The sequence below is a fragment of the Stenotrophomonas sp. SKA14 genome (genome assembly GCF_000158575.1).
Classification (GTDB): domain Bacteria; phylum Pseudomonadota; class Gammaproteobacteria; order Xanthomonadales; family Xanthomonadaceae; genus Stenotrophomonas; species Stenotrophomonas forensis.
This window is the reverse complement of the sequence record NZ_DS999412.1, coordinates 1,020,999-1,039,919: the sequence shown is the minus strand read 5'-3', so window position 1 is coordinate 1,039,919 and position 18,921 is coordinate 1,020,999. Positions and strand designations below refer to the sequence as shown.

Annotated in this window: 21 protein-coding genes; 11 read left to right on the top strand and 10 right to left on the bottom strand. The window is 64.7% G+C overall.

What is annotated here, in order from left to right:
- The first annotated feature begins 9 nt into the window (after positions 1 to 9).
- Positions 10 to 627 carry a TetR/AcrR family transcriptional regulator gene (locus tag SSKA14_RS04850; RefSeq protein WP_008264561.1) on the top strand — a complete coding sequence of 206 codons (618 nt, stop codon included), beginning with the start codon at positions 10 to 12 and terminating at the stop codon, positions 625 to 627.
- 15 nt (positions 628 to 642) lie between these two features.
- On the opposite strand, the gene SSKA14_RS04845 is transcribed toward SSKA14_RS04850, so the two are convergent.
- Positions 643 to 993, bottom strand: coding sequence for a VOC family protein (locus SSKA14_RS04845; RefSeq protein WP_008265639.1), 351 nt, complete (start codon positions 991 to 993; stop codon positions 643 to 645).
- 121 nt (positions 994 to 1,114) lie between these two features.
- Complete coding sequence (locus SSKA14_RS04840; RefSeq protein ID WP_006472022.1) at positions 1,115 to 1,315, bottom strand: hypothetical protein; 201 nt, start codon at positions 1,313 to 1,315, stop codon at positions 1,115 to 1,117.
- Between the two features lie 188 nt (positions 1,316 to 1,503).
- Between SSKA14_RS04840 and SSKA14_RS04835 the strand changes: the two genes are divergently transcribed.
- A complete protein-coding gene (locus SSKA14_RS04835; RefSeq protein WP_008268300.1) occupies positions 1,504 to 4,863 on the top strand; it encodes an autotransporter domain-containing protein in 3,360 nt (1,119 codons plus the stop codon).
- A 149-nt stretch (positions 4,864 to 5,012) separates the two neighbouring features.
- Here SSKA14_RS04835 and SSKA14_RS04830 read toward each other — a convergent pair whose 3' ends face one another.
- Entirely contained in the window at positions 5,013 to 5,465 is a 453-nt protein-coding gene (locus tag SSKA14_RS04830) for a PA2169 family four-helix-bundle protein (RefSeq protein WP_008267995.1), read from the bottom strand.
- Between the two features lie 474 nt (positions 5,466 to 5,939).
- On the opposite strand from SSKA14_RS04830, the gene SSKA14_RS04825 reads away from it, so the two are divergent.
- Positions 5,940 to 6,581 carry a glutathione S-transferase family protein gene (locus SSKA14_RS04825; protein WP_008265466.1) on the top strand — a complete coding sequence of 214 codons (642 nt, stop codon included), beginning with the start codon at positions 5,940 to 5,942 and terminating at the stop codon, positions 6,579 to 6,581.
- A gap of 23 nt (positions 6,582 to 6,604) precedes the next feature.
- Here the strand turns inward: SSKA14_RS04825 and SSKA14_RS04820 are convergent, their stop codons facing one another.
- A complete protein-coding gene (locus SSKA14_RS04820) occupies positions 6,605 to 7,012 on the bottom strand; it encodes a hypothetical protein (RefSeq protein WP_008267978.1) in 408 nt (135 codons plus the stop codon).
- A 49-nt stretch (positions 7,013 to 7,061) separates the two neighbouring features.
- A complete protein-coding gene (locus SSKA14_RS04815) occupies positions 7,062 to 7,481 on the bottom strand; it encodes an H-NS histone family protein (RefSeq protein ID WP_008264957.1) in 420 nt (139 codons plus the stop codon).
- A 120-nt stretch (positions 7,482 to 7,601) separates the two neighbouring features.
- Between SSKA14_RS04815 and SSKA14_RS04810 the strand changes: the two genes are divergently transcribed.
- Complete coding sequence (locus SSKA14_RS04810; RefSeq protein WP_040007048.1) at positions 7,602 to 8,000, top strand: DoxX family protein; 399 nt, start codon at positions 7,602 to 7,604, stop codon at positions 7,998 to 8,000.
- Positions 8,001 to 8,076: 76 nt separating this feature from the next.
- Here the strand turns inward: SSKA14_RS04810 and SSKA14_RS04805 are convergent, their stop codons facing one another.
- Positions 8,077 to 9,069: a helix-turn-helix domain-containing protein gene (locus SSKA14_RS04805; RefSeq protein ID WP_008265174.1), complete on the bottom strand. Its 993-nt coding sequence runs from the start codon at positions 9,067 to 9,069 to the stop codon at positions 8,077 to 8,079.
- Between the two features lie 201 nt (positions 9,070 to 9,270).
- Here SSKA14_RS04805 and SSKA14_RS04800 point away from each other — a divergent pair, with 201 nt between their 5' ends.
- The 3 genes from SSKA14_RS04800 to SSKA14_RS04795 all read left to right on the top strand — a co-directional run bounded on the left by SSKA14_RS04800 (position 9,271) and on the right by SSKA14_RS04795 (position 11,621).
- Positions 9,271 to 10,101: an alpha/beta hydrolase gene (locus tag SSKA14_RS04800; protein WP_008267413.1), complete on the top strand. Its 831-nt coding sequence runs from the start codon at positions 9,271 to 9,273 to the stop codon at positions 10,099 to 10,101.
- A 529-nt stretch (positions 10,102 to 10,630) separates the two neighbouring features.
- Complete coding sequence (locus SSKA14_RS23270) at positions 10,631 to 10,882, top strand: hypothetical protein (RefSeq protein WP_083797305.1); 252 nt, start codon at positions 10,631 to 10,633, stop codon at positions 10,880 to 10,882.
- Between the two features lie 178 nt (positions 10,883 to 11,060).
- Positions 11,061 to 11,621 carry a fasciclin domain-containing protein gene (locus tag SSKA14_RS04795; protein WP_040007043.1) on the top strand — a complete coding sequence of 187 codons (561 nt, stop codon included), beginning with the start codon at positions 11,061 to 11,063 and terminating at the stop codon, positions 11,619 to 11,621.
- Between the two features lie 133 nt (positions 11,622 to 11,754).
- Here the strand turns inward: SSKA14_RS04795 and SSKA14_RS04790 are convergent, their stop codons facing one another.
- On the bottom strand, positions 11,755 to 12,321 hold the full coding sequence (locus tag SSKA14_RS04790; RefSeq protein ID WP_232281367.1) for an AAA family ATPase: 567 nt from the start codon (positions 12,319 to 12,321) through the stop codon (positions 11,755 to 11,757).
- A 366-nt stretch (positions 12,322 to 12,687) separates the two neighbouring features.
- Here SSKA14_RS04790 and SSKA14_RS04785 point away from each other — a divergent pair, with 366 nt between their 5' ends.
- From SSKA14_RS04785 to SSKA14_RS04775, 3 genes are all read left to right on the top strand, one after another.
- On the top strand, positions 12,688 to 14,034 hold the full coding sequence (locus SSKA14_RS04785) for an integrase (RefSeq protein WP_157635915.1): 1,347 nt from the start codon (positions 12,688 to 12,690) through the stop codon (positions 14,032 to 14,034).
- Between the two features lie 384 nt (positions 14,035 to 14,418).
- Positions 14,419 to 14,901, top strand: coding sequence for a translesion error-prone DNA polymerase V autoproteolytic subunit (gene umuD, locus SSKA14_RS04780; RefSeq protein ID WP_008264929.1), 483 nt, complete (start codon positions 14,419 to 14,421; stop codon positions 14,899 to 14,901).
- Positions 14,885 to 16,135, top strand: a complete 1,251-nt coding sequence (locus SSKA14_RS04775) for a Y-family DNA polymerase (protein ID WP_008265331.1) — start codon at positions 14,885 to 14,887, stop codon at positions 16,133 to 16,135. The genes umuD and SSKA14_RS04775 overlap by 17 nt, the downstream gene beginning before the upstream one ends.
- A 66-nt stretch (positions 16,136 to 16,201) precedes the next feature.
- Here the strand turns inward: SSKA14_RS04775 and SSKA14_RS04770 are convergent, their stop codons facing one another.
- Together SSKA14_RS04770 and SSKA14_RS04765 are read right to left on the bottom strand one after the other, a co-directional pair.
- Positions 16,202 to 16,642: a hypothetical protein gene (locus SSKA14_RS04770; protein ID WP_157635914.1), complete on the bottom strand. Its 441-nt coding sequence runs from the start codon at positions 16,640 to 16,642 to the stop codon at positions 16,202 to 16,204.
- A gap of 543 nt (positions 16,643 to 17,185) precedes the next feature.
- On the bottom strand, positions 17,186 to 18,118 hold the full coding sequence (locus tag SSKA14_RS04765; RefSeq protein WP_008267816.1) for an SOS response-associated peptidase family protein: 933 nt from the start codon (positions 18,116 to 18,118) through the stop codon (positions 17,186 to 17,188).
- A 128-nt stretch (positions 18,119 to 18,246) separates the two neighbouring features.
- Here SSKA14_RS04765 and SSKA14_RS04760 point away from each other — a divergent pair, with 128 nt between their 5' ends.
- Positions 18,247 to 18,504 carry a hypothetical protein gene (locus SSKA14_RS04760; protein WP_040007038.1) on the top strand — a complete coding sequence of 86 codons (258 nt, stop codon included), beginning with the start codon at positions 18,247 to 18,249 and terminating at the stop codon, positions 18,502 to 18,504.
- Between the two features lie 53 nt (positions 18,505 to 18,557).
- On the opposite strand, the gene SSKA14_RS04755 is transcribed toward SSKA14_RS04760, so the two are convergent.
- Positions 18,558 to 18,920 (bottom strand): hypothetical protein, encoded by a 363-nt coding sequence (locus SSKA14_RS04755; RefSeq protein ID WP_008268132.1) that lies wholly within the window; start codon positions 18,918 to 18,920, stop codon positions 18,558 to 18,560.
- Position 18,921: the final 1 nt, after the last annotated feature.

The following is an 18,921-nucleotide window of genomic DNA, read 5'->3' as shown; positions in this document are numbered from 1 at the left end:
CCAGCCACGATGCAGACCCCCGCTGCCGCCAGGCCTCGCACCAAGCCCGCCGAAACCCGCCAGGAAGAACTGATGGACGCCGCGCAGGCGCTGTTCCTGTCACAGGGCGTGGAGGCCACCACCGTCAGTGACATCGTGGCCGCAGCCGACGTGGCCAAGGGCACCTTCTATACCTACTTCGCCTCGCGCGGCGAGATCCTGCAGGCATTGGCGCAGCGCTACACCCGGCACTTCATCGAGGACGTCGACCAGGCCGTGCAGCAGCAGCCCGCCGCCGATGGCGTGGCACGCCTGCGCGCCTGGATCCGCGCCAACATCGAGATCTACGTGCGCACGCACGCCGTGCACGATGTGGTCTTCGCCCATCACCATCATCACCAGCGCGGCAATGCCGAGCGCAATGCGATCCAGCAGCAGCTGCTGTCGATTCTTGAAACGGGAATGACCGCCGGTCTGTGGCAGTTGCCGTCGCCGCAGGTCACCGCCTCGCTGATCTATGCCGGCGTGCACGGCGCCACCGATGACCTGATCGCCGCACCCGCGCAGGACGCCGACGCCTTCATTACGGCCGTGGTGGACGACTGCCTGCGCATGGTCGGCGTAGCGCCGGTCGCGATGCATCGCTGACCCGCAACCCTCCGCTCAGCAATGGGCGAGGATGTTCAACAGCCTTCCGAACGGATCGCGCACGAAGAAGCGACGCACGCCCCAGGGTTCATCGGCCGGGCCGTACTCCAGCGCGATGCCGGCCGCGCGCATGCGCTCCAGCACGTCCTGCAGATTGTCCACCTCGATCGACAGGTCCGGCACCGCGGTGCCGGAGCCGCCTTCACTGGCAAAACTGACCTGTGCCAGCGCATTGCCCTGCCCGCCGTGGGTGACGATCCAGCCGTGGTCCATCACCACCGGCATGCCGAGCAGGTCGCCGTAGAAGGCAGCAGCCCGTTGCGGATCGGACGTGGCGATGTTGGCAACGACGCGCCTGACAGCCATGGCATTCCCTCTCCCGGAAGACGCATCGAGAGTACCGCATCGATGCCAGCGTCACCTTCTGCAACAGAAGAGCCCCGTCGATGACGGGGCTCCAGACGGCACAGAACTTAGAAGGCGCGACTCACACGCCCATGCACAGGTCGACCACGCAGGTGTTGTACGCCTGCTGGCACTCACCGGCATCAACGCCGCTGGCCAGGCACATCTGATAGGCCCGCCAGCACGGCTTGTCACAGGGCTCGACCGGCCCTGCCACTGCCACCGAACCAGTACAGGCCAGCGCGAACACCGCACCGGCGACCATCTTCTTCAATGCACGCATCGTCATCACTCCTTGATAAGCCTGGTGAGCCCAGGCCGGCCCACCGTAGCGGGGCCGCCGGGAGGCGAGGTGAACATCCACGTCACGAATCCTTAACCAGTTCATAAAATTTCCTTCACACGACTGGGGGGCATCGGCCTGCCTTCGCGTTAACGGCGTTGTTGTCCGTCAACCAAGGAAGTTGTCCGATGAATCACCCGCTGCACGGCCGTTCGTCCCGCTCCCTCCCGCATCGCCCGCTGGCACTTGCTGTTGCCAGCTCGCTGCTGCTGGCCACCACCTTGCCGGCCATGGCCAGCGAATCACTCGATGCCTGGCAGCATCAACGCCAGCTGCAGGCAGCGTGGGCACGGCCCGTCGCCGATGTGTCGTCGGCTTCCACGGCGCCCACCACCACTGCGCCTGCAACGGAAAACACCGCCCTGCTCGGCAAACCCGGCGATGCAGCCAGCTGGCGCAGCGATGAATTCAACGCCGATTGGGGACTGGCTGCGATGGGCGCCGATTACGCCTACGCGCGCGGCCTGACCGGCCAGGGCGTGCGCCTGGCCCTGTTCGATTCAGGCTCGGCACTGGCACACCCCGAATTTGCCGGGCGCAACACCTCCAGCATCACCATCGGTGCGGACTGCGCCACACCCGGCGTGGTGGCCGGTGCCGGCGCATGCGGCCAGACCCGTGGCGAGCAGCCGGGCTACAACTACTACGGCCTCGGCCCCGGTGTTCCCGCCGCGCTGGCCGCACGGCTGATCGCCGCAGGCCAGCCCTATGGCTTCAGCTACGCCGACCATGGCACCCACGTGCTGGGCACCATCGGTGCCAACCGTGATGGCAAGGGCATGCACGGCGTGGCGTTCGGTTCCAACCTGACCGCTGCCCGCGTCTTCGGCGACACCTACTACGAGTGGCGCCTGGACCCTGACAACTTCTATCGCCCGCGTGCGCTGTACCGCACCGATCCGGATGACGCTGCCACGCTGGACATGTATGCGCAGATCCAGGCGCAGGGCGTGCGCGCCATCAACCACAGCTGGGGCATCTCCACCCGCAACATGACCGCTGCCGCGCTGGACGCGCAGTATGCGGCGATCGGTGATGGCTACGACGTGTACGGCAGCATCTATGCCGTCAGCGGCGACAAGCCCGGCTCCACGCTGATCCAGGTCTGGTCGGCCGGCAACGGCAGTGGTGCGGTGGCCGGCATCACCGCGTCGATGCCGCGCTGGAAGCCGGAGATCGAACCCTACTGGCTGGCGGTGGCCAATGTGCGCCGGCCCAATGCCGCCGCCGGCGAAACCGACTACGTGATCGACGGCAGCTCCAGCATCTGCGGTGTCGCCGCCAACTGGTGCATCTCCGCTCCCGGCACCGACATCCTCAGCACCATCGTGTCCGGCGAGATCAAGGGCCGCATCGAGAACACCTCGGCGTACGTGCGGCTGATCATCGACAGCGAGAACACCCAGTACACCTACGGCACCAAGACCGGCACGTCGATGGCCGCACCGCACATCACCGGCGCCCTCGGCCTGTTGATGGAGCGCTTCCCGTACCTGGACAACGCCCAGGTGCGCGATGTGCTGCTGACCACCGCGCGCGATCTGGGTGCGGCAGGCATCGACCCCATCTACGGCTGGGGCATGGTCGACCTGCGCAAGGCCATCGAAGGCTATGGATCGCTGCGGGTGGATACCAATGTGGTGATGAACCAGAAGGCCGGTGGCCTGAAGGTGTGGGAAGGCGATGCATGGGATGACTGGACCAACGCCATCGGCGGCCCCGGCAAGCTGACCAAATCCGGCATCGGCTGGCTGCGCCTGAGCGGCGACAACACCTTCAACGGTGCTGTACTGCGCGAGGGCACGCTGGAGTTGAACGGCAGCAACGCGCTCACTTCGGCGGTCGACGTGCAGGGTGGCCAGTTCCTGCTCAACGGCAGCCTGGTCTCCACCGCGCTCACCACCCACGGCGGCGTCAGCACGGTCAGCGCCAGCGGCGTGCTGAAGAACAGCAACCTGACGGTCGACGGCGGCGTGGTGTCCTTCAACGGCACGCAGACCGGTGGCACCACCACGGTCGGGGCCAACGGCCTGCTGAAGGGCGTCGGCACGCTGGGCAGCACCCGCGTCGATGGCACCATCGCCCCCGGCAACTCCATCGGCACGCTCACCATCAACGGCAACTACGTGCAGGGCGCCAGCGGCGTGTTTGCCGCCGAACTGGCCCCGGGTGGGCGCAGCGACCAGCTGCACGTGACCGGCACCGCGACCCTCGGCGGCACCCTGGTGGCGTTGCCGGAACCGGGCACCTACTACCTCGGCGAGCAGTTCAACTTCATCCGCGCCGACGGCGGCGTCAGCGGCCAGTTCGCCAGGACCGACTTCAGCGCCTTCTCGCCGTTCCTGCAGTTCAGCCTGGCCTACGGTGCCAACGGCGCCCGCATCGACGTCGCACGCGGTGCGCTGCTGGCCAGCGCGGCCAGCACGCCGAACCAACGCGCGATCGCCGCGGCCGCCGACGTGCTGGCGATCAACCAGGGCCTGCCCAAGCCGCTGACCCAGCTGTTCCCGCAGCAGGTCGGCGGCGTGCTCGACGGCATCGGCGGCGAACTGCACGCTGCCACCGCGCTGGCCCTGGTCGAAGGCAGCCGCCATGTCCGTGATGCCGCGCTGTCGCGTCGCGCCGGCGCGGCGGCCCCCGGTGCGGAGCCGGGCGACGCCACCGGCGCATGGGTGCAGGCCATCGGCGGCAACGGCAAGCTGGATGGCAATTCCAACACCGCGCGCACCGATACCAACAGCAACGGCGTGCTGGTCGGCGTCGACCGCGAGTTCGGCGGCTGGCAGATCGGCGTATTGGCCGGCACTGGCCGCACCGACGTGAAGCAGCAGGAGCGTCGCGCCCGGTCGAAGATCGACAACACCCACTTCGGTGCCTACGCCAGCCACAACTGGGGCGGATTCGGCCTGCGTGGCGGCGTCGCATGGAGCCGCAACGAAGTGAAGAGCAACCGCGATGTGGCCTTTGCCGGTTTCAGTGACAGCCTGAGCGCGCGCTACAACGCACACACCCGCCAGGCCTTCATCGAGGCGGGCTACCGCTTCGGCAGCGCCGAGGGTGGCCTGGAGCCGTATGTGCAGTTCGCGCGCGTGGAAGTGGACCTCAAGCAGATCGACGAGCGCGGCGGTGCGGCGGCACTGCACGGCAAGGTGGACGACACCGGCACCACGGTCGCCACCGCCGGCGTGCGCTTCGACAAGGGCCTGAAGGCGTCGTTCCAACAAGACAGCTGGCTGCACCTGCGCGGTGGCGTGGGCTATCGCCGCGCCTCGGGTGACCGCAGCCAGGTGGCCAACCTCGCCTTCGCCAACAGCACCACGACGTTCGCGGTCGAGGGCGCACCGATTGCCGACAATGCGGTCGTGGCCGAACTGGGCCTGTCGGCCTGGCTGACCCCGCGGCAGCAGCTGGAACTGGGCTACAGCGGCCAGTTCGGCAGCGAGAGCCGCGATCACGGTGCCAATGCCCGCTGGTCGATCCGCTTCTAGTCACGTGCCCGGTTAGTCACGTGCTCTCTTGACGGGTTGGGGCGGCCTCGCGGCCGCCCCTTTTTTATGCGCGTTCTCTGGGCAAAGGTGGCCGGGGCAGCGCACTGCCCCGGCCGCGGCGGCCCCGGGGAGAAGGCCGCCTTCAAGCGTCAGGCTGCCTTCATCGCGTGCTTGCGCGCGCGCATGACGTTGTGGCATTCCTGCACGTCCGGCAGCAGCTGGGTCACTTCCTGGCGCACGGCCGGCGGCAGATCGTTCTCCTTCAGCACGTCCTTGAACGCGCCGAGCAGGCGATCTTCGGATTCTTCCAGCTCGGCCACGTAGCCGTAGTTGGTATCACCGAAGGCAGCACGCACCTTGCCGTAGAACTGCTGCATCGAGCCGACGACAGTACCGTGCTCGGCCGGCTTGCCACCGCTGGCAGCGACCGAGCCGCTCAGTGCGGCGACGATGCGGCCCTTGACGCCGGCAATGCGGGTGAACAGTGCCGACAGCTCGGCATCCTTCACCTTGGTCGCGGCCTCTTCATAGAAGGACTTGCCATCACGGGCGATCTCGATCAGGTCGTTGAGGCGATGTTCGATGGTGGACTGGGTGCTCATGTCATTGCTCCTGTGTAGTCGATTCCGTGGGAGAGAGGCAGCCTTGAGTGCTGCCTGCGGGGACCACTGTGGACAGGGTCATGTGCTTCGTGGGTGAGCATCGATTGATGCATGCATCACCTCGCCCAACCCGCACTGACCGCTTCACGCCACGGTGGTGTTGCGTTCACGCAGAGTTGTCCGCGCGTGCCTCACCAGGGGATGAAGAGAATGACCAGAACGATGATCAGCACCGCAGCGAGCGCTGCCATCAGCACGTTTCGCTGGCGCCAGCTGGGCTTCGGTTTTCCTGGGGTATTCATGGATGCACACCTGTTTCTGCGGATGACCCCGCCAGCCTGATGGATCTGAATCAGTGCCCGCGTAGAGGGCACGTGCATGCGACGTGCACGCGCCGGAGCGTATGTCGATTCCAGGCGCTGTCGTTCGTCGGAACACTGGAAGCCAGGCCCGTCGGCCTGCAGGAGCCTCCCGATGTGTCCCATCCTCACTGCCTTCGCCACCTCACCCGATCGCGGCCAGGGCCTGGCCCGCGACATGCGCGTGCGCTGGGCGCTGGAAGAACTGGGCGTGGCCTACGACGTGCAGCTGCTGACCTTTGCCGGGATGAAGCAGCCCGCCCACCTCGCAAGGAATCCATTTGGGCAGATTCCCACCTGGCAGGACGGCGGCCAGGTCCTGTTCGAATCCGGCGCCATCGTCCTGCACCTGGCCGAACAGCACCCGGGCCTGTTGCCGCGCGATCCGGATGCGCGCATGCGCGCGATCATGTGGATGTTCGCCGCGCTGAACACGGTGGAGCCGCCGGTTGTTGAGCGCTCGATGGCCTGGGTACTGGAGCGCGAGCAGCCCTGGTATGCGCAGCGGCTACCGATGCTCGATGAGCGCGTGCGGACGCGGCTGGCGCAGTTGTCCGCAGCGCTGGGTGATTCCGCCTGGCTGGACGGCGGATTCGGCGCGGGCGACCTGATGATGGCTGCGGTGCTGTTGCGGCTGAAGAGCAGCGGCCTGCTCGATGAATTCCCGCGGGTGAGCGGCTACGTGGACCGGGCAACGCAACGCCCCGCCTACCAGCGCGCGTTCGCCGCGCAGCGGGCGGTGTTCCAGAACAGGTAGTTCCGCGCCCGGCGTGGAAGCACTCAGCGCGGCCTGGGCCGGCAGGCGGCCTGTACCAGCATCAGCTGTGCCACCAGGATCAGCATCGCGCACCCGGACAACAGCCACGGATCGATGTACCACTGCGCGTTGAAGCTGAACTCTCCGGCGGAGATGCGCTTCCAGCCGTTGAAGTGCTGCATGGCGGCCACCACGAACGCGAAGCCGCCTGACGTGTACGCAAGCCAGGGCACGATGAGGCCACCCGGCCGCGCGAACAGCATCAACAGCCCCAACACGCCGATCACCGTGCGCTGCACGCGGCAGTAGGGGCAGACATAGGCCAGCCCGCTCCATTCCACCGACCAGGCCAGCAGGCTGACCAGCACCGACAGGCCTGCGGCAAGGTACAGCCACTTCGGCGGAATCGTCATGCTGCCGCTGTATGCCATCGCCTGCTCCTTCGTTCAAAGACCTGGGCAGGGTAACAGCGCCACAGGGTCAATCCTTCTTGAAGACCGTGCGCTTGCCGATCGGGCTGCTCTTGCGCGCCGTCGGCTTGGCGAGGCCCGGAATGAGGAAGTCGGTCACCTTGTGGCCCTTCTGGACCTTGGCGGCCAGCCAGCGCGGCATGCGCCCACGGCCGGACCAGGTGAGCCGCTTGTACTCCGGGTCGCGGTACTTGGCCGCCACTTTGCCGGTCCTGCGCCGTGCCGGCTTCCGGCGCGGGGCGGCCTCTTCGATGGCCTCTCCGCCGAACAGCTCCTCGAGGGTGTAGCCCGCTTCGGCCGCTGCGGCCTTCAGCAGGCGGCGTACCGCACTGGCCGGGCGGCGGTTGGAAATCAGCTGTTTCCGCTGTTCAGCGGCAACCACCAGGGCGCCCAGCTCGCGAAGGCTGAGCGATTCAATATCAATCGTCATGCGAGAAAGGTCTACCGCGCCGTGGCGGCTGTCAAGGCATCCTGATGGCCGGGCATACACACAGGCTTCACCGCCGCTGGGCTCCGATCGCCTTCGCACGCCATCCCCGAGGACATCGACGTGAGCACCTCATCGCATTCGCTCGCCTACCTGCTTGCACGGCTCCTGCTGATGGCGCTGTTCCTGGTCTCCGGCATCGGCAAGCTCGGCGACCCCGGTGCCACCCAGGGCTACATGGAAGCGATGGGCGTGCCGGGCATCCTGCTGTGGCCGACCATCGCCTTTGAGATCGGCAGCGGGCTCTGCATCCTGCTCGGCTTCCAGACCCGCCTGGTGTCGGGGGTGCTGGCGGGCTTCAGCCTGGTGACCGCTTTCATCTTCCATCACAACGTCGCCGACCCGACCCAGCAGATCATGTTCCTGAAGAACCTGGGGCTGGCCGGTGGATTCCTGCTGCTGGCCTGCACCGGGGCCGGGCGTTACAGCATTGATGGGCGCGGGCGGCGCGCGCAGCGGTAACGGAGACGCAATGCCAGGCATTGCCCGGTGCCGTCTTCGCGCGCAGGGCGACGCGCACACCTCAGCGCAGATGAGCTCAGCCCCGCCGCCGGGTCCGGAAGTGATCCCGATACGCTGAAGGGGACATGCCAACGATGCCCTGGAACGCCTTGCGGAAGGATCCCGCATCGTCGTATCCCAGTGACGCGGCTATCCGGGCAACGGGAAGGTCCCCGAGCTGTAGCGCGTCCCTCGCCTTGGCCATCCTGACCTGGCGGATATAGTCGGCCGGATTGAATCCGGTGGCCTTCTGGAAGCGGCGGATGAAGGTTCTTTCGGTGAGATGCGCACGCTCGGCCAAGGCGATCACGGTGTGGCGCTGACCCGGCTGCGAAAGGATGAAGCGCTGGACGGCCAGCACCGCGGCATCATCATGATCGAACCTTGGCAGGAATCCCTGCAGTGGCCGCGGGTCCTGCCGGATCCCATCGCTGAGCATGAAGCGCGCCGTTGCCAGCATCACACTGGAGCCCATCGTGCGATCGACGATCAACAGACCGAGATCATTCCAGGCAAGGATCGCGCCGGACGTAATGACGTCACCGTCATCGATGACAACGTTCTCGGTCGTCACCTGCACGTCGGAGTACGTGCTGGCAAGCAACTCCGCGAATGCCCAATGCGTGGTGACCCGGCGTCGCGCAAGCAGGCCGGTCTGCGCGAGCACGAAGGCGCCTGCGCAGACCGAACACATGATCGCGCCAAGTGAATGGAGCTCCTTGAGCCACTGTGCCTGGCGTGGCATCGCGGACATCCGTCCGGGCATCGCAACGCTGGGGGGTGAGATCACGAATGCGGGAGCATTCACATCGCCGGGATCACTGTCCCAGCAGCATTCCATGCGCCCCGATGCCGGGTTCAACTGCCAGTGTGTCACCCGGATGAAACACTGCCGGTCATCTTCGTGCGGATACGTGGCCCATTCATTCGCGATCCGGAACAGATCGGTCAGGCCATGGATCGCCGCCATCTGGCAATCTGGATAGATCAGCAGAGCGATTTCAATCCGCTTGTCAGTTTCGATACCCATGAATGTCACCTCCGCCAATTTCAATTGATGCAGCGCTACCTAGAATGGATTCGGACGGAGTGATGGCCGCCTCAGGATAGAGGGAAATGCGCGCCTGAGGCCACTCCGCAACCCGCACTGACAGCGTCCTTCCTCCTGCGCCGATACAAGGTCGCCGGCATGCAGGACGCCCCCCGACTCACAACAGCGAGGAACCCTGAAATGGCTACGGTTACCACGAAAGATGGCGTCGAAATCTTCTACAAGGATTGGGGTCCGCGTGACGCCAAGGTCATTCATTTCCATCATGGCTGGCCGCTCACCTCCGACGACTGGGACGCGCAGATGCTGTTCTTCGTCAACAAGGGCTACCGCGTGGTCGCGCACGACCGCCGCGGGCATGGACGGTCCAGCCAGGTGTGGGATGGCCACGACATGGATCATTACGCGGACGATGTTGCCGCGGTGGTCGAGAAGCTGGGCACCCAGGGTGCGATGCACGTCGGCCATTCCACCGGTGGTGGCCAGGTGGTTCGCTACATCGCCCGCCACGGCGAGAAGAATGTATCCAAAGCGGTGCTGATCAGCTCGGTGCCGCCGCTGATGGTCAAGACCGCCGCAAACCCACAGGGCACGCCCAAGGAAGTCTTCGACGACTTCCAGGCGCAGCTGGCGGCCAACCGTGCGCAGTTCTACCACGACGTGCCGTCAGGTCCCTTCTATGGCTACAACCGCCCCGGTGCGAAGCCCTCCGACGCAGTAATCTGGAACTGGTGGCGACAGGGCATGCAGGGCTCGGCGAAGGCGCACTACGATGGCATCGTTGCCTTCTCGCAGACCGATTTCACCGATGACCTGAAGGGCATTTCCATTCCGGTGCTGGTGATCCATGGCGACGATGACCAGGTGGTTCCGTATGCGGATTCCGGCGTTCTCTCCGCGAAGCTGGTGAAGAACGGCAAGCTGATCACCTACGAAGGTGCACCGCACGGCATTCCGACCACGCACGCGGACCGGATCAACGCCGACCTGCTGGCGTTTTTGGAAAGCTGAGCATGAAGGAACCGGGAAGTGCTTCAGGCACTTCCCGGCCATGGACGGCGACAGCCGCTGTCACACACACCAGGTCCAGGTCGAGACGCGCATTCTTAACTCTTCAGAATTCGATCAAGCGCCCTTCGTGCCATGCGTCCGGCAAAGCAGCATGATGAGCGCCCTCCAAGTCAGGGTTTCCGTTCATCTTCATGCGTGACATCGGACAGTTCTACGTAACCAGCGTCGAGGGAGTGACGCGCGCGGACGGCACACTCCTGCAGGTCACTCGAATCGATTGCGCCTGCATCAAGTGCTCATGGCAGTTCAGGGCGATTCCCAATCATGGGCTGGTCGATCTTGATGGGGCAGCGGCCCTCAGTTGCCCAACCTGTGGCAATCACCAGTCCGTCAGCCGGGCACGGCTCGAAGAGCTCAATCGACGCAACGGCGAATAGCCAGCGCCTGGACCTTCCCTCAACATCGCACCGACACTGCCGATACCTGTTCGGCACTAGCCTTCAGTCAACCGATACTTGCCGGCCTTCCCATGAGTCATACCGGACTGTTTCAGATCACCGACCTGACGTACAAAGCCGGAGAGCATGGCACTCTGGCGCGGGCACTGCAGATCGTAGCGACGTGCACTGCGTGCGGCGCTACGAGCGTGTGGGGCGAGCATGAGATGGAACATGTCGCCGGGGGAACCGTGCTGGCCTGCCGCAACTGTGGCGTCCGCCAGGCCATCAGCAACGCGCGTCTTTCAAGCAGCCCATCCGACATCCGTCATCCGCGCCGCTGAGTGGCACGCGGTTGGTATCGCATAGCGCGCCAGCAGACGCAGGCGTTCACTCGCCTTTTACAACGCGTCGCCACCTCCGGCGAAGAAGCACCCGGATGCATCTGCCTGCATCCAAGCACTGCGCCCCCGCGTATGTAGGATGCCCGCGCCTTGCGGGCCTCCCATAGAGGAACGCGCCGTGAAAGCTCTTCAGCGGATAACCGCCACCGTCAGCTTCGCCGTACTCGTTTCAGCCACTTCCTTGAGCTTCGCCGCCAACACCGTGATGGTGGGCGGAGCGGAGATGTATCCCAGCAAGACCATTGTCCAGAACGCCATCAACTCCAAGGACCACACCACCCTGGTCGCCGCGGTCAAGGCAGCCGGGCTGGTCGATACGCTCAATGGTGCTGGCCCCTTCACCGTTTTCGCACCCACCAATGCAGCCTTCGACAAGTTGCCCGCAGGCACGGTCGATACGCTGGTAAAGCCTGAAAACAAGGCGCAGTTGACCAGGATCCTGACCTACCACGTGGTGCCGGGCAATTACAGTTCCGCGCAGCTGATGGCCGATGCCAGAAAGCACGGCGGCAAGGCCATGCTGAAGACCGTTGAAGGTGAATCCCTCACCATCGCGTTGCATGACGGAAAGCTGTGGGTCATTGATGCCAAGGGTGGCAAGGCGGGAATCAGCATTGCCGATGTCGGCCAGTCCAATGGCGTGATCCACGTGATCGACACCGTGTTGATGCCGAAGTAACGACGACCGGCGGCTCGAGCATAAGCGCGGCAGTCGCACAGCGGCTGCCGCTGTCGCTTCCCTTGAACCAGAATCAGCGCTGCGAAGCGGATGACGCGCTACCTCATGTGTCCAGCAGCCTTGATCACCCTTGTCAGCCAGAAGCAGAGCCGGGATTCCAGCTGATTACCTGAACGTCGTAGAGCTCACATTCGGTTTGGTCCATCGGCTCCCAATGGTCGCTCGCCAACTCAAAGAAGGCATCCGGCACGTCCATGGAAAACGTTGCGCCCTTCTCCCGATTGCGCTGGCGGACGCGATCGCGACGAACCTCACGTGGCGCATCCAGCAGATACACGGCCAGATCGTAGCCTGCCTCCCTGACCTTCGCGTAGAAATTCTCGCGGCTGGCTCTCTCCACCAGACCCAGCTCAAGCACAACGTCGCACCCCGCATCGAGCACTTCGCTGGCTGTGACCCATAGCTGATCCAGGCAGCGCGACTTCCTTGCCGCATACCATTCCATCAGGTTGGCGGCGGGACGGTCCGGGCTGTACAGCCGGACGAACCACGCGTCCAGGATGAATCCTGCGGCCGTATGCAGACGTCGCAGCTCGGCAACAAACGTGGATTTACCCGCACCTACGGGTCCTTCGACCAGGTGAATCGTTGCCATCGTGGTTGAGCCATCCTTCATGGCATTCAGAGACAGATCGGCCATCGGAGACCAATCGCTGTTTCGGGGGGATAACGGAGCTGTGGGTATGACCATGGACACCCGTGACACTGACGATCAGGCTTACCTGCACCGCTGGCAACCCCGCGCCCCTGCCCAACGTGAATTCTGCCCGCGGCACAAAAAAGGCACTTGGGCGGAACCCAAGTGCCATTCTTGTGGTGGGCCCACCAGGATTCGAACCTGGAACCAAGGGATTATGAGGCCTCTATGGGGCTTCCACGCGCTTCCACAGGCGTTCCGACTTTAAGCTAAGTGGTTGATTTTCTCAGGTTGTGCGACCACCTGCGCCCATCATCGTCCACCTCTTTCCACGGACAAGCGGTCACCGAGCGGTCACCAATGGGCGCAATGAAGGGAATGCTTACAGCGAAGGGACTGGCCGCTTTGCCGGTCGGCGAATGGGCCTCTGATCCTGCTCCGCGCGGCACAGGCTGCCTGGACGTGCGCAAGCTCGCTGGCGGCCAGCTGCGGTTCTACTACCGGTACACGAAGGCCAACGGGCAGCGCGACCGCCTACTGCTCGGCACGGGCCTAGCCCTGACCGCGGCACGCGAGGCAGCGGCGGCGTTGTCCCGCCGGTACCAGTCCGGCGACCGGGATCTGCGCGAGGCGATGGAGACCGAGGCTGCTGCAGCGGAACGCGCGAAGGCCGACGCTCTGGCCGAATCGACGCGCCGATCAGGTGCAACGCTGGGCGCTCTGATGATGGCCTATGTCCAGAGCCTGGAAGATGCCGGCAAGGTATCTGCCGCCGCAACGCGCGCTTCCATCAAACGCCACATCGAAGATCCGTGGCCATCCCTCTGGGCGCGCCCGGCATCAGAACTCGAGCTGGATGACCTGCTCCCGATCCTGTCGCGCCTGGTGCGCGCCAAGAAGCTGCGCGAGGGCGGCAAGATCCGGTCGTACTTGCGTGCGGCGTATGCGGCGGCGATCGCGGCGAAGCAGGACGCGTCCGCCCCGGACGCACTGCGCGTGCTCAACGTATCCAGGAACCCTGCGCGCGACCTCGCCACGCTAGACAGCGGGCAGCCCCGCGATCGGGTTCTCTCGGTGGCCGAGCTTCGTGCTTACTGGCGCCGGATTGAGGCGCTGCCCGGGCGGCAGGGCGCTCTCCTGCGCTTCCATCTGCTGACCGGCGGGCAGCGCATTGCGCAGTTGATGCGGCTGAAGTGGTCGGATCACGATCACGACACGGACAGCGGCACCGGATCCGTCCGCTTGCTCGACATCAAGGGGCGTCGCCGCGTGCCCCGTGTGCACCTGGTGCCACTGCTCCCGCTGATGGCTGCGGATCTCGCCGTCATGCGCGGCGATGATGACAGTGACGGCGGCGGCGGCGGCGCCAGGCCGCACCTGTTCTCGCTCACCGCCGGAAAGGCGCCGGCCACCTATGACGAGTTCCGGGGAATCATGGATCCGGTGGTGGCCAACATGGTGGCCGCCGGCGAGCTGACGTCGCCATTCACGCCAGGCGACCTACGACGCACGGTGGAGACCCGGCTCGCTGCGCTGGGCCTGTCGGAAGAAGTCCGTGGCCACCTACAATCCCACGGCCTGAGTGGCGTCCAGAAGCGGCATTACAACTTCTTCGAGTACGACGCGGAGAAGCGCGCTGCGGTGGAGGCCCTGTACGAACTACTTACTGGCACCGGTGCGACGGTGGTGCCGATGCGCAAGGGCCTGAGCCGCTAGAACGGCAGGTCCTCGGGCAGATCCAGGCCTACCAGGCGGCCTGCGGCGCGTTGATGACTGCTAGCCGTAGCGCGCAGACGTTGCGCGCTCTGCCGGCGGCGCGCGCGGCAACGCCAACTTCCAGAAGAATCTCGTTCGAGGTCTGACGCCTGCTGCAGCTTGGCCGCAGCCTTGGCCTCCAGTGAGGCCCGATCCATTTGCCAATTCGCCATTGCTGCAGAATGTCCGCTGGGCGTCGCGCAGGTCGCGACTGGAGCGGCGCCTGGGCCTCCATCTGGAACACGTTCAGCAATTCGAGGGCGGCGACCAGCGTCAGGAGTTAGTAATTGTACTAACATGCGCCCCGTCTCGACCCGTGAGACATGCCGCTCCCAGAGTACGCCCATGCAGTCCCTCCCCTACTTCCACACGCTGGCCCGCCCCATTGGCCCGGCCCTGATCGATGGCCCGGCGCAGTTCGTACCCCTTGCCGCAGCGCGCGCGCGGCTTGGCTTCCCTTCTCCGGCCGACGACTTCATGGACGATGCGATCGACCTGCATCGCCTGCTGGTGCGCAACCCCGCCGCCACGTTCTTGTACCGCGCCGATGGCTGGTCCATGAGCGGTGCCGGCGTCAGCGACGGGGACATCCTAGTGGTGGACCGGTCGGTAACGCCTCAGGGGGGGGACCTGGTCATTGCCATCTGGGACGGGAACCAGCCCACCTGCAAGGTGCTGCAGCTGTTTGAAAGCCACATGGAGCTGCACTCGGCCAATCCGGACTTCCCACCCATCGTGCTGGAACAATCCACCGAGGTGGAAGTGTTCGCCGTCGTGGGAGTCGTCCGCCAGATCAAACGCCGGAGCGGCCGTGTTCGGGCTCGTTGACGGCAACAACTTCTACGCCAGCTGCGAGCGGGTGTTTCAGCCGGGCCTTCGCGGCGTTCCGCTGGTGGTGCTAAGCAACAACGACGGCTGCGCCATCGCGCGCTCGGCCGAGGCCAAAGCGCTGGGCATCAAGATGGGCCAGCCTGCTCACGAACTGAAGCACCTTGTGCGCCAACATGGCCTGCAGATGCGCTCGGCCAACTTCGGGCTCTATGGAGACATGAGCGCCCGGGTCGTGAGCGTTCTACGGGAGGCCGCGCCGCGGGTGGAGGTCTACAGCATCGATGAGAGCTTCATCGACCTGGATGGAATCCGGGATCGCGAGCGGTTCGCCCGGGATCTGCGCCAACGTGTGCACCGCTGGACCGGCATACCGAATTGCATCGGCATTGGCCCTACGAAGACCCTAGCCAAGTTGGCCAACAAAGTGGCCAAGGGCGCCGACGGTGTGATCGACCTCGGCAATGCAGCATACCGGGACACCGTGCTGCGGACATTCTCCGTTGCGGATCTATGGGGTGTCGGCCGCCGGCTGGCACCGCGGTTGGAATCCATGGGCATCAGCACCGCAGCAGCACTACGCGACGCGCCGGCGGACGACATCCTAGCCACCTTCGGGGTCACGTTAGCACGCACCCAGCGCGAGCTGCAGGGACATCCCTGTCTGGAGCTGGAGGAAGTGGAGCCGGATCGCCAACAGATCATGGTCAGCCGATCGTTCGCAGACCGAGTGGAGGACCACGAAGCAGTTGCCCATGCACTGGCGACCTTCGCCGTGCGCGCATGCGAGAAGCTACGTGCTCGGGGCCTCGTCACCGCCGGCGTCTGGGTGTTTGCTCAATCCGACGTGTTCCGGCCAGAGCTTCGGCAGCATAACGCTAGCAGGACGGTGGGCCTGCCGGCGTCGACTTCGGATACCACGGTGGTGCTGGGCGTCGTGCGCAAGCTTCTGCGCGGCCTACTCCGCGACGGAATCGGATACAAGAAAGCTGGTGTGGCACTGCTCGACCTAGCCCGGCCGAATGAGCTGCAGGCAGATCTGTTTGGGCCGACAGTGGTCGGCGATGAAAAGCTGATGGCCGCTATGGATCGAATTAACCAGAAGTTCGGGCGCGGCACGGCCGGCCTTGGCGCATCAGGTTGGCAGGCACGGCCGGCATGGGGCATGCGGCAGCACATGCTGTCACCGAACTACACGACATCAGTTCACGAGATCCCGCCCGCCGGATGCTGATGAGAGTTTGAGCCGCGTCTCGGCGAGTAGCCTGCGACCGCCAGATGGCCGCCGCAGGCGTGCAAATCAGCCCTGACCGTCCAGCAGGACCAGAACGTTTTCCTTCCACTTCAGCTGCAGCACGTCGGTGCCAGCCTGCTGCTTCTTGTGGACCTGAAGCAGAACCGCGAAGGCCTTTCCAGCCTCAGTGGGGCACCACTGCCCATCGCGCTTTTCCTGCAACCCATGTTCAACCAAGAGACGGTTGAATTTCTGTGGCGTCAGCCCCTTCCGCCGACCCAAGTCGGTTGGCGTGAAGCTGCGGATACCATCGACGTGCACAGCGACCGGGCCAGGCGACAGCACGCCTGCCGGAATCGAGGACAGCGCCTGATTGGCCGGGGACAGGAGTGCCTCCGCCGGGACCTGGGTGCTTTCACTTAAATGGGACAGTGAAACCTGTTCCAATTTAGCAAAGTGCGAAACGCCCAGCTTGACCTCAAAGCCATGATTTTTAAGCATTTTCATCCATCCGTTAAGGGATGGCATGAACCACCGAGAAGTTGACGCTTTACGTAAATCCGATAAGATCAACTTTGTTCTAACCGTCTGGCGATTACTCGCCAGACTGCAGGACGGGAGCTTCGATCGATTGCAGTCGATCATTTGCTCCGCTTGGTGGCTATGCCATCGGTACAACCAGTTGAGTTTTGCGCGACCCTGAGGCTGACCTTGTAGAAGGCCTCGGGGTTTTGCGTTTTTGCCGGGTGGAAGTTTGGGGGAACTCAGCACTTCCGACCGACGGGCTCAAGATAGTGGGGGTATTAAGGTCCGTCAACGCTAAATGTAGTGAAATTTGGCAATCCCTTGCGCCGCAAGGATCGTGCCATGGCCCTTGCAATTAAAGGCTTCTGGCCTGCTTGAACCGTCTGCGCAGTCAAGCACGGAACGGGTAGCAGGAGCGGTACAACGCCCTGCACAAACGGAACGATGACAGCTTCCCATGACCGGCGATCTGGCGGCCATGGACAAGCCTGTGGATAAGCAGTGGAAGAACAGTGGAAAAGCTGTTTATGCGGCAATCCGATGCTGGTAGAACGGGTGCCGCTTGTCGTCAAAGATCCGGTAGAGCGCGGCCAGGTCGGAGGAATCCGGGTTTAGCCAGGCGTCAACGTGCTCGGGCTTGATGTTGATGATGGTCCGGTCGTGACCAGCCGCGGCCACCTCTGGCTCCGGGTCATCGGTGATCGCGGCGAAGGAAAGCAGATCCGGCTCCTTGCCAGCGGGGTCCGTCCAATGTGACCACAGGCAGGCCACCAGCATCGGCTCACCCGTGCGCGGCGTGAACTGTACCACCTGGTTCTTCCCGTCTGGCCCCTCCACGTTCTCGTAGAAGGTGTCGACCACCAGCAGGCCATGGGTGTGGCCGAAGGCCGGCGCCCAGAACTTCTCCAGGCTGTCGCGGCGGGCGTTGTAGGTGCCCGGGTAGCGCCGATCGTAGCTGGCCGGCTTCCCGTCCAAGCGGCACTGGTAGCGCATGGGCTTGATGATCAGCCTGGCGCCGTCGGACACGATCACCGGGGCGTAGACGCCGGGGAAGATTCGGCTGTCGCGGTCTTTGGGTTCCGTGCGTTTCAGGTCGGCCAGCTTCGCCAGGGCGCGATCGATCTTGTTGCCGGCGATCCGCACGTCCTCCCGGGCCTTCTTTGTCTCCTTCACCTGCAGTGCCCGCTCGGCGTCGGCCAGGCGTCTGCGGTTGGCGAACAGCTCCTGCTCCACAACCGCGGCCTCGGCCCGGTTCCACTGCTCGACCTCCGCCCACACCGCCAGCTCGGCCGGGCTCGCACCGGTGCGGAAGGCGTCATCCATCGCCTTCGGGGTCTTCGGCCGCTTCTTCCCGGGGTCGTGGGCGTACAGCGCTGCGAACTCCTGCAGCGACAGCGTGGCGCCGGTCATCCGGATCAGCTTCTGGTAGGCGGCGGTGATCTGGGCGGAATAGCACATGGCGCAATCTGGCAGCAGCGGCCGTTGCGGCGATGTGAGGGCATCCCCCGCACAGTGTCGTCAATCGCTCTTGTCAAACTCCAAAGCCGCCGTGACTCTGAACTCGCATCGACAGGAGACAGAATCCAATGCGGACAGCGCCCCAATCGACCAGTCCCCATCGGGCATGGTCCAAGCTGCCAGGCACCGGCCAGCCGATCCTCTATCAAGCACTCGTAGCGCTCTCTCTGGTGATGGCCGCCGGCGCCATGCTCTATGTCCCCGAGCAGCTGAAAGGCATCGCCATGATCGACGGCGCCGCCTACGTGGCGGTGATGGTGAGGATTCTGCAGGCGCAAAGTCAGCACCGGGCCTTCGAGCGCCTGCTATCCCCTCGCGGTCGATAGCCTTCTGGCCTGCGCCCCAGCGGCACGGTGCCCCGTCCACCGCCCGCCTACTGCTACGTGGCCCCACCATCCCCCAGCGGCGCTGCAACCACCGGTGCGGGCGAGGTCGCCGCCTCCCAGACCCGGTCCGTCGCGGCCTTGATCAGCGCCATGAGCTTCCAGCCAGGCACCACTTCCTGTTCGCCAGTCACCGGGTGGATGATGGTGTACTCGCGATCGATCAAGGTCTGGATCCGTGCCGGGATGGTTCGGTCGTACTCCCGGCTGTTCACGTGGTTCGCGACCGGGTCCCAGTCGACCCGGTCAAAGTTGAACAGCACCTGGCCATCGTTGTTTCGGAAATCCCACTGAACCTCAATCCGGGTCGCCAACATCTCGACCCGGTTGTTGTTGCTCTCGGAAAGAATCGGTGACATC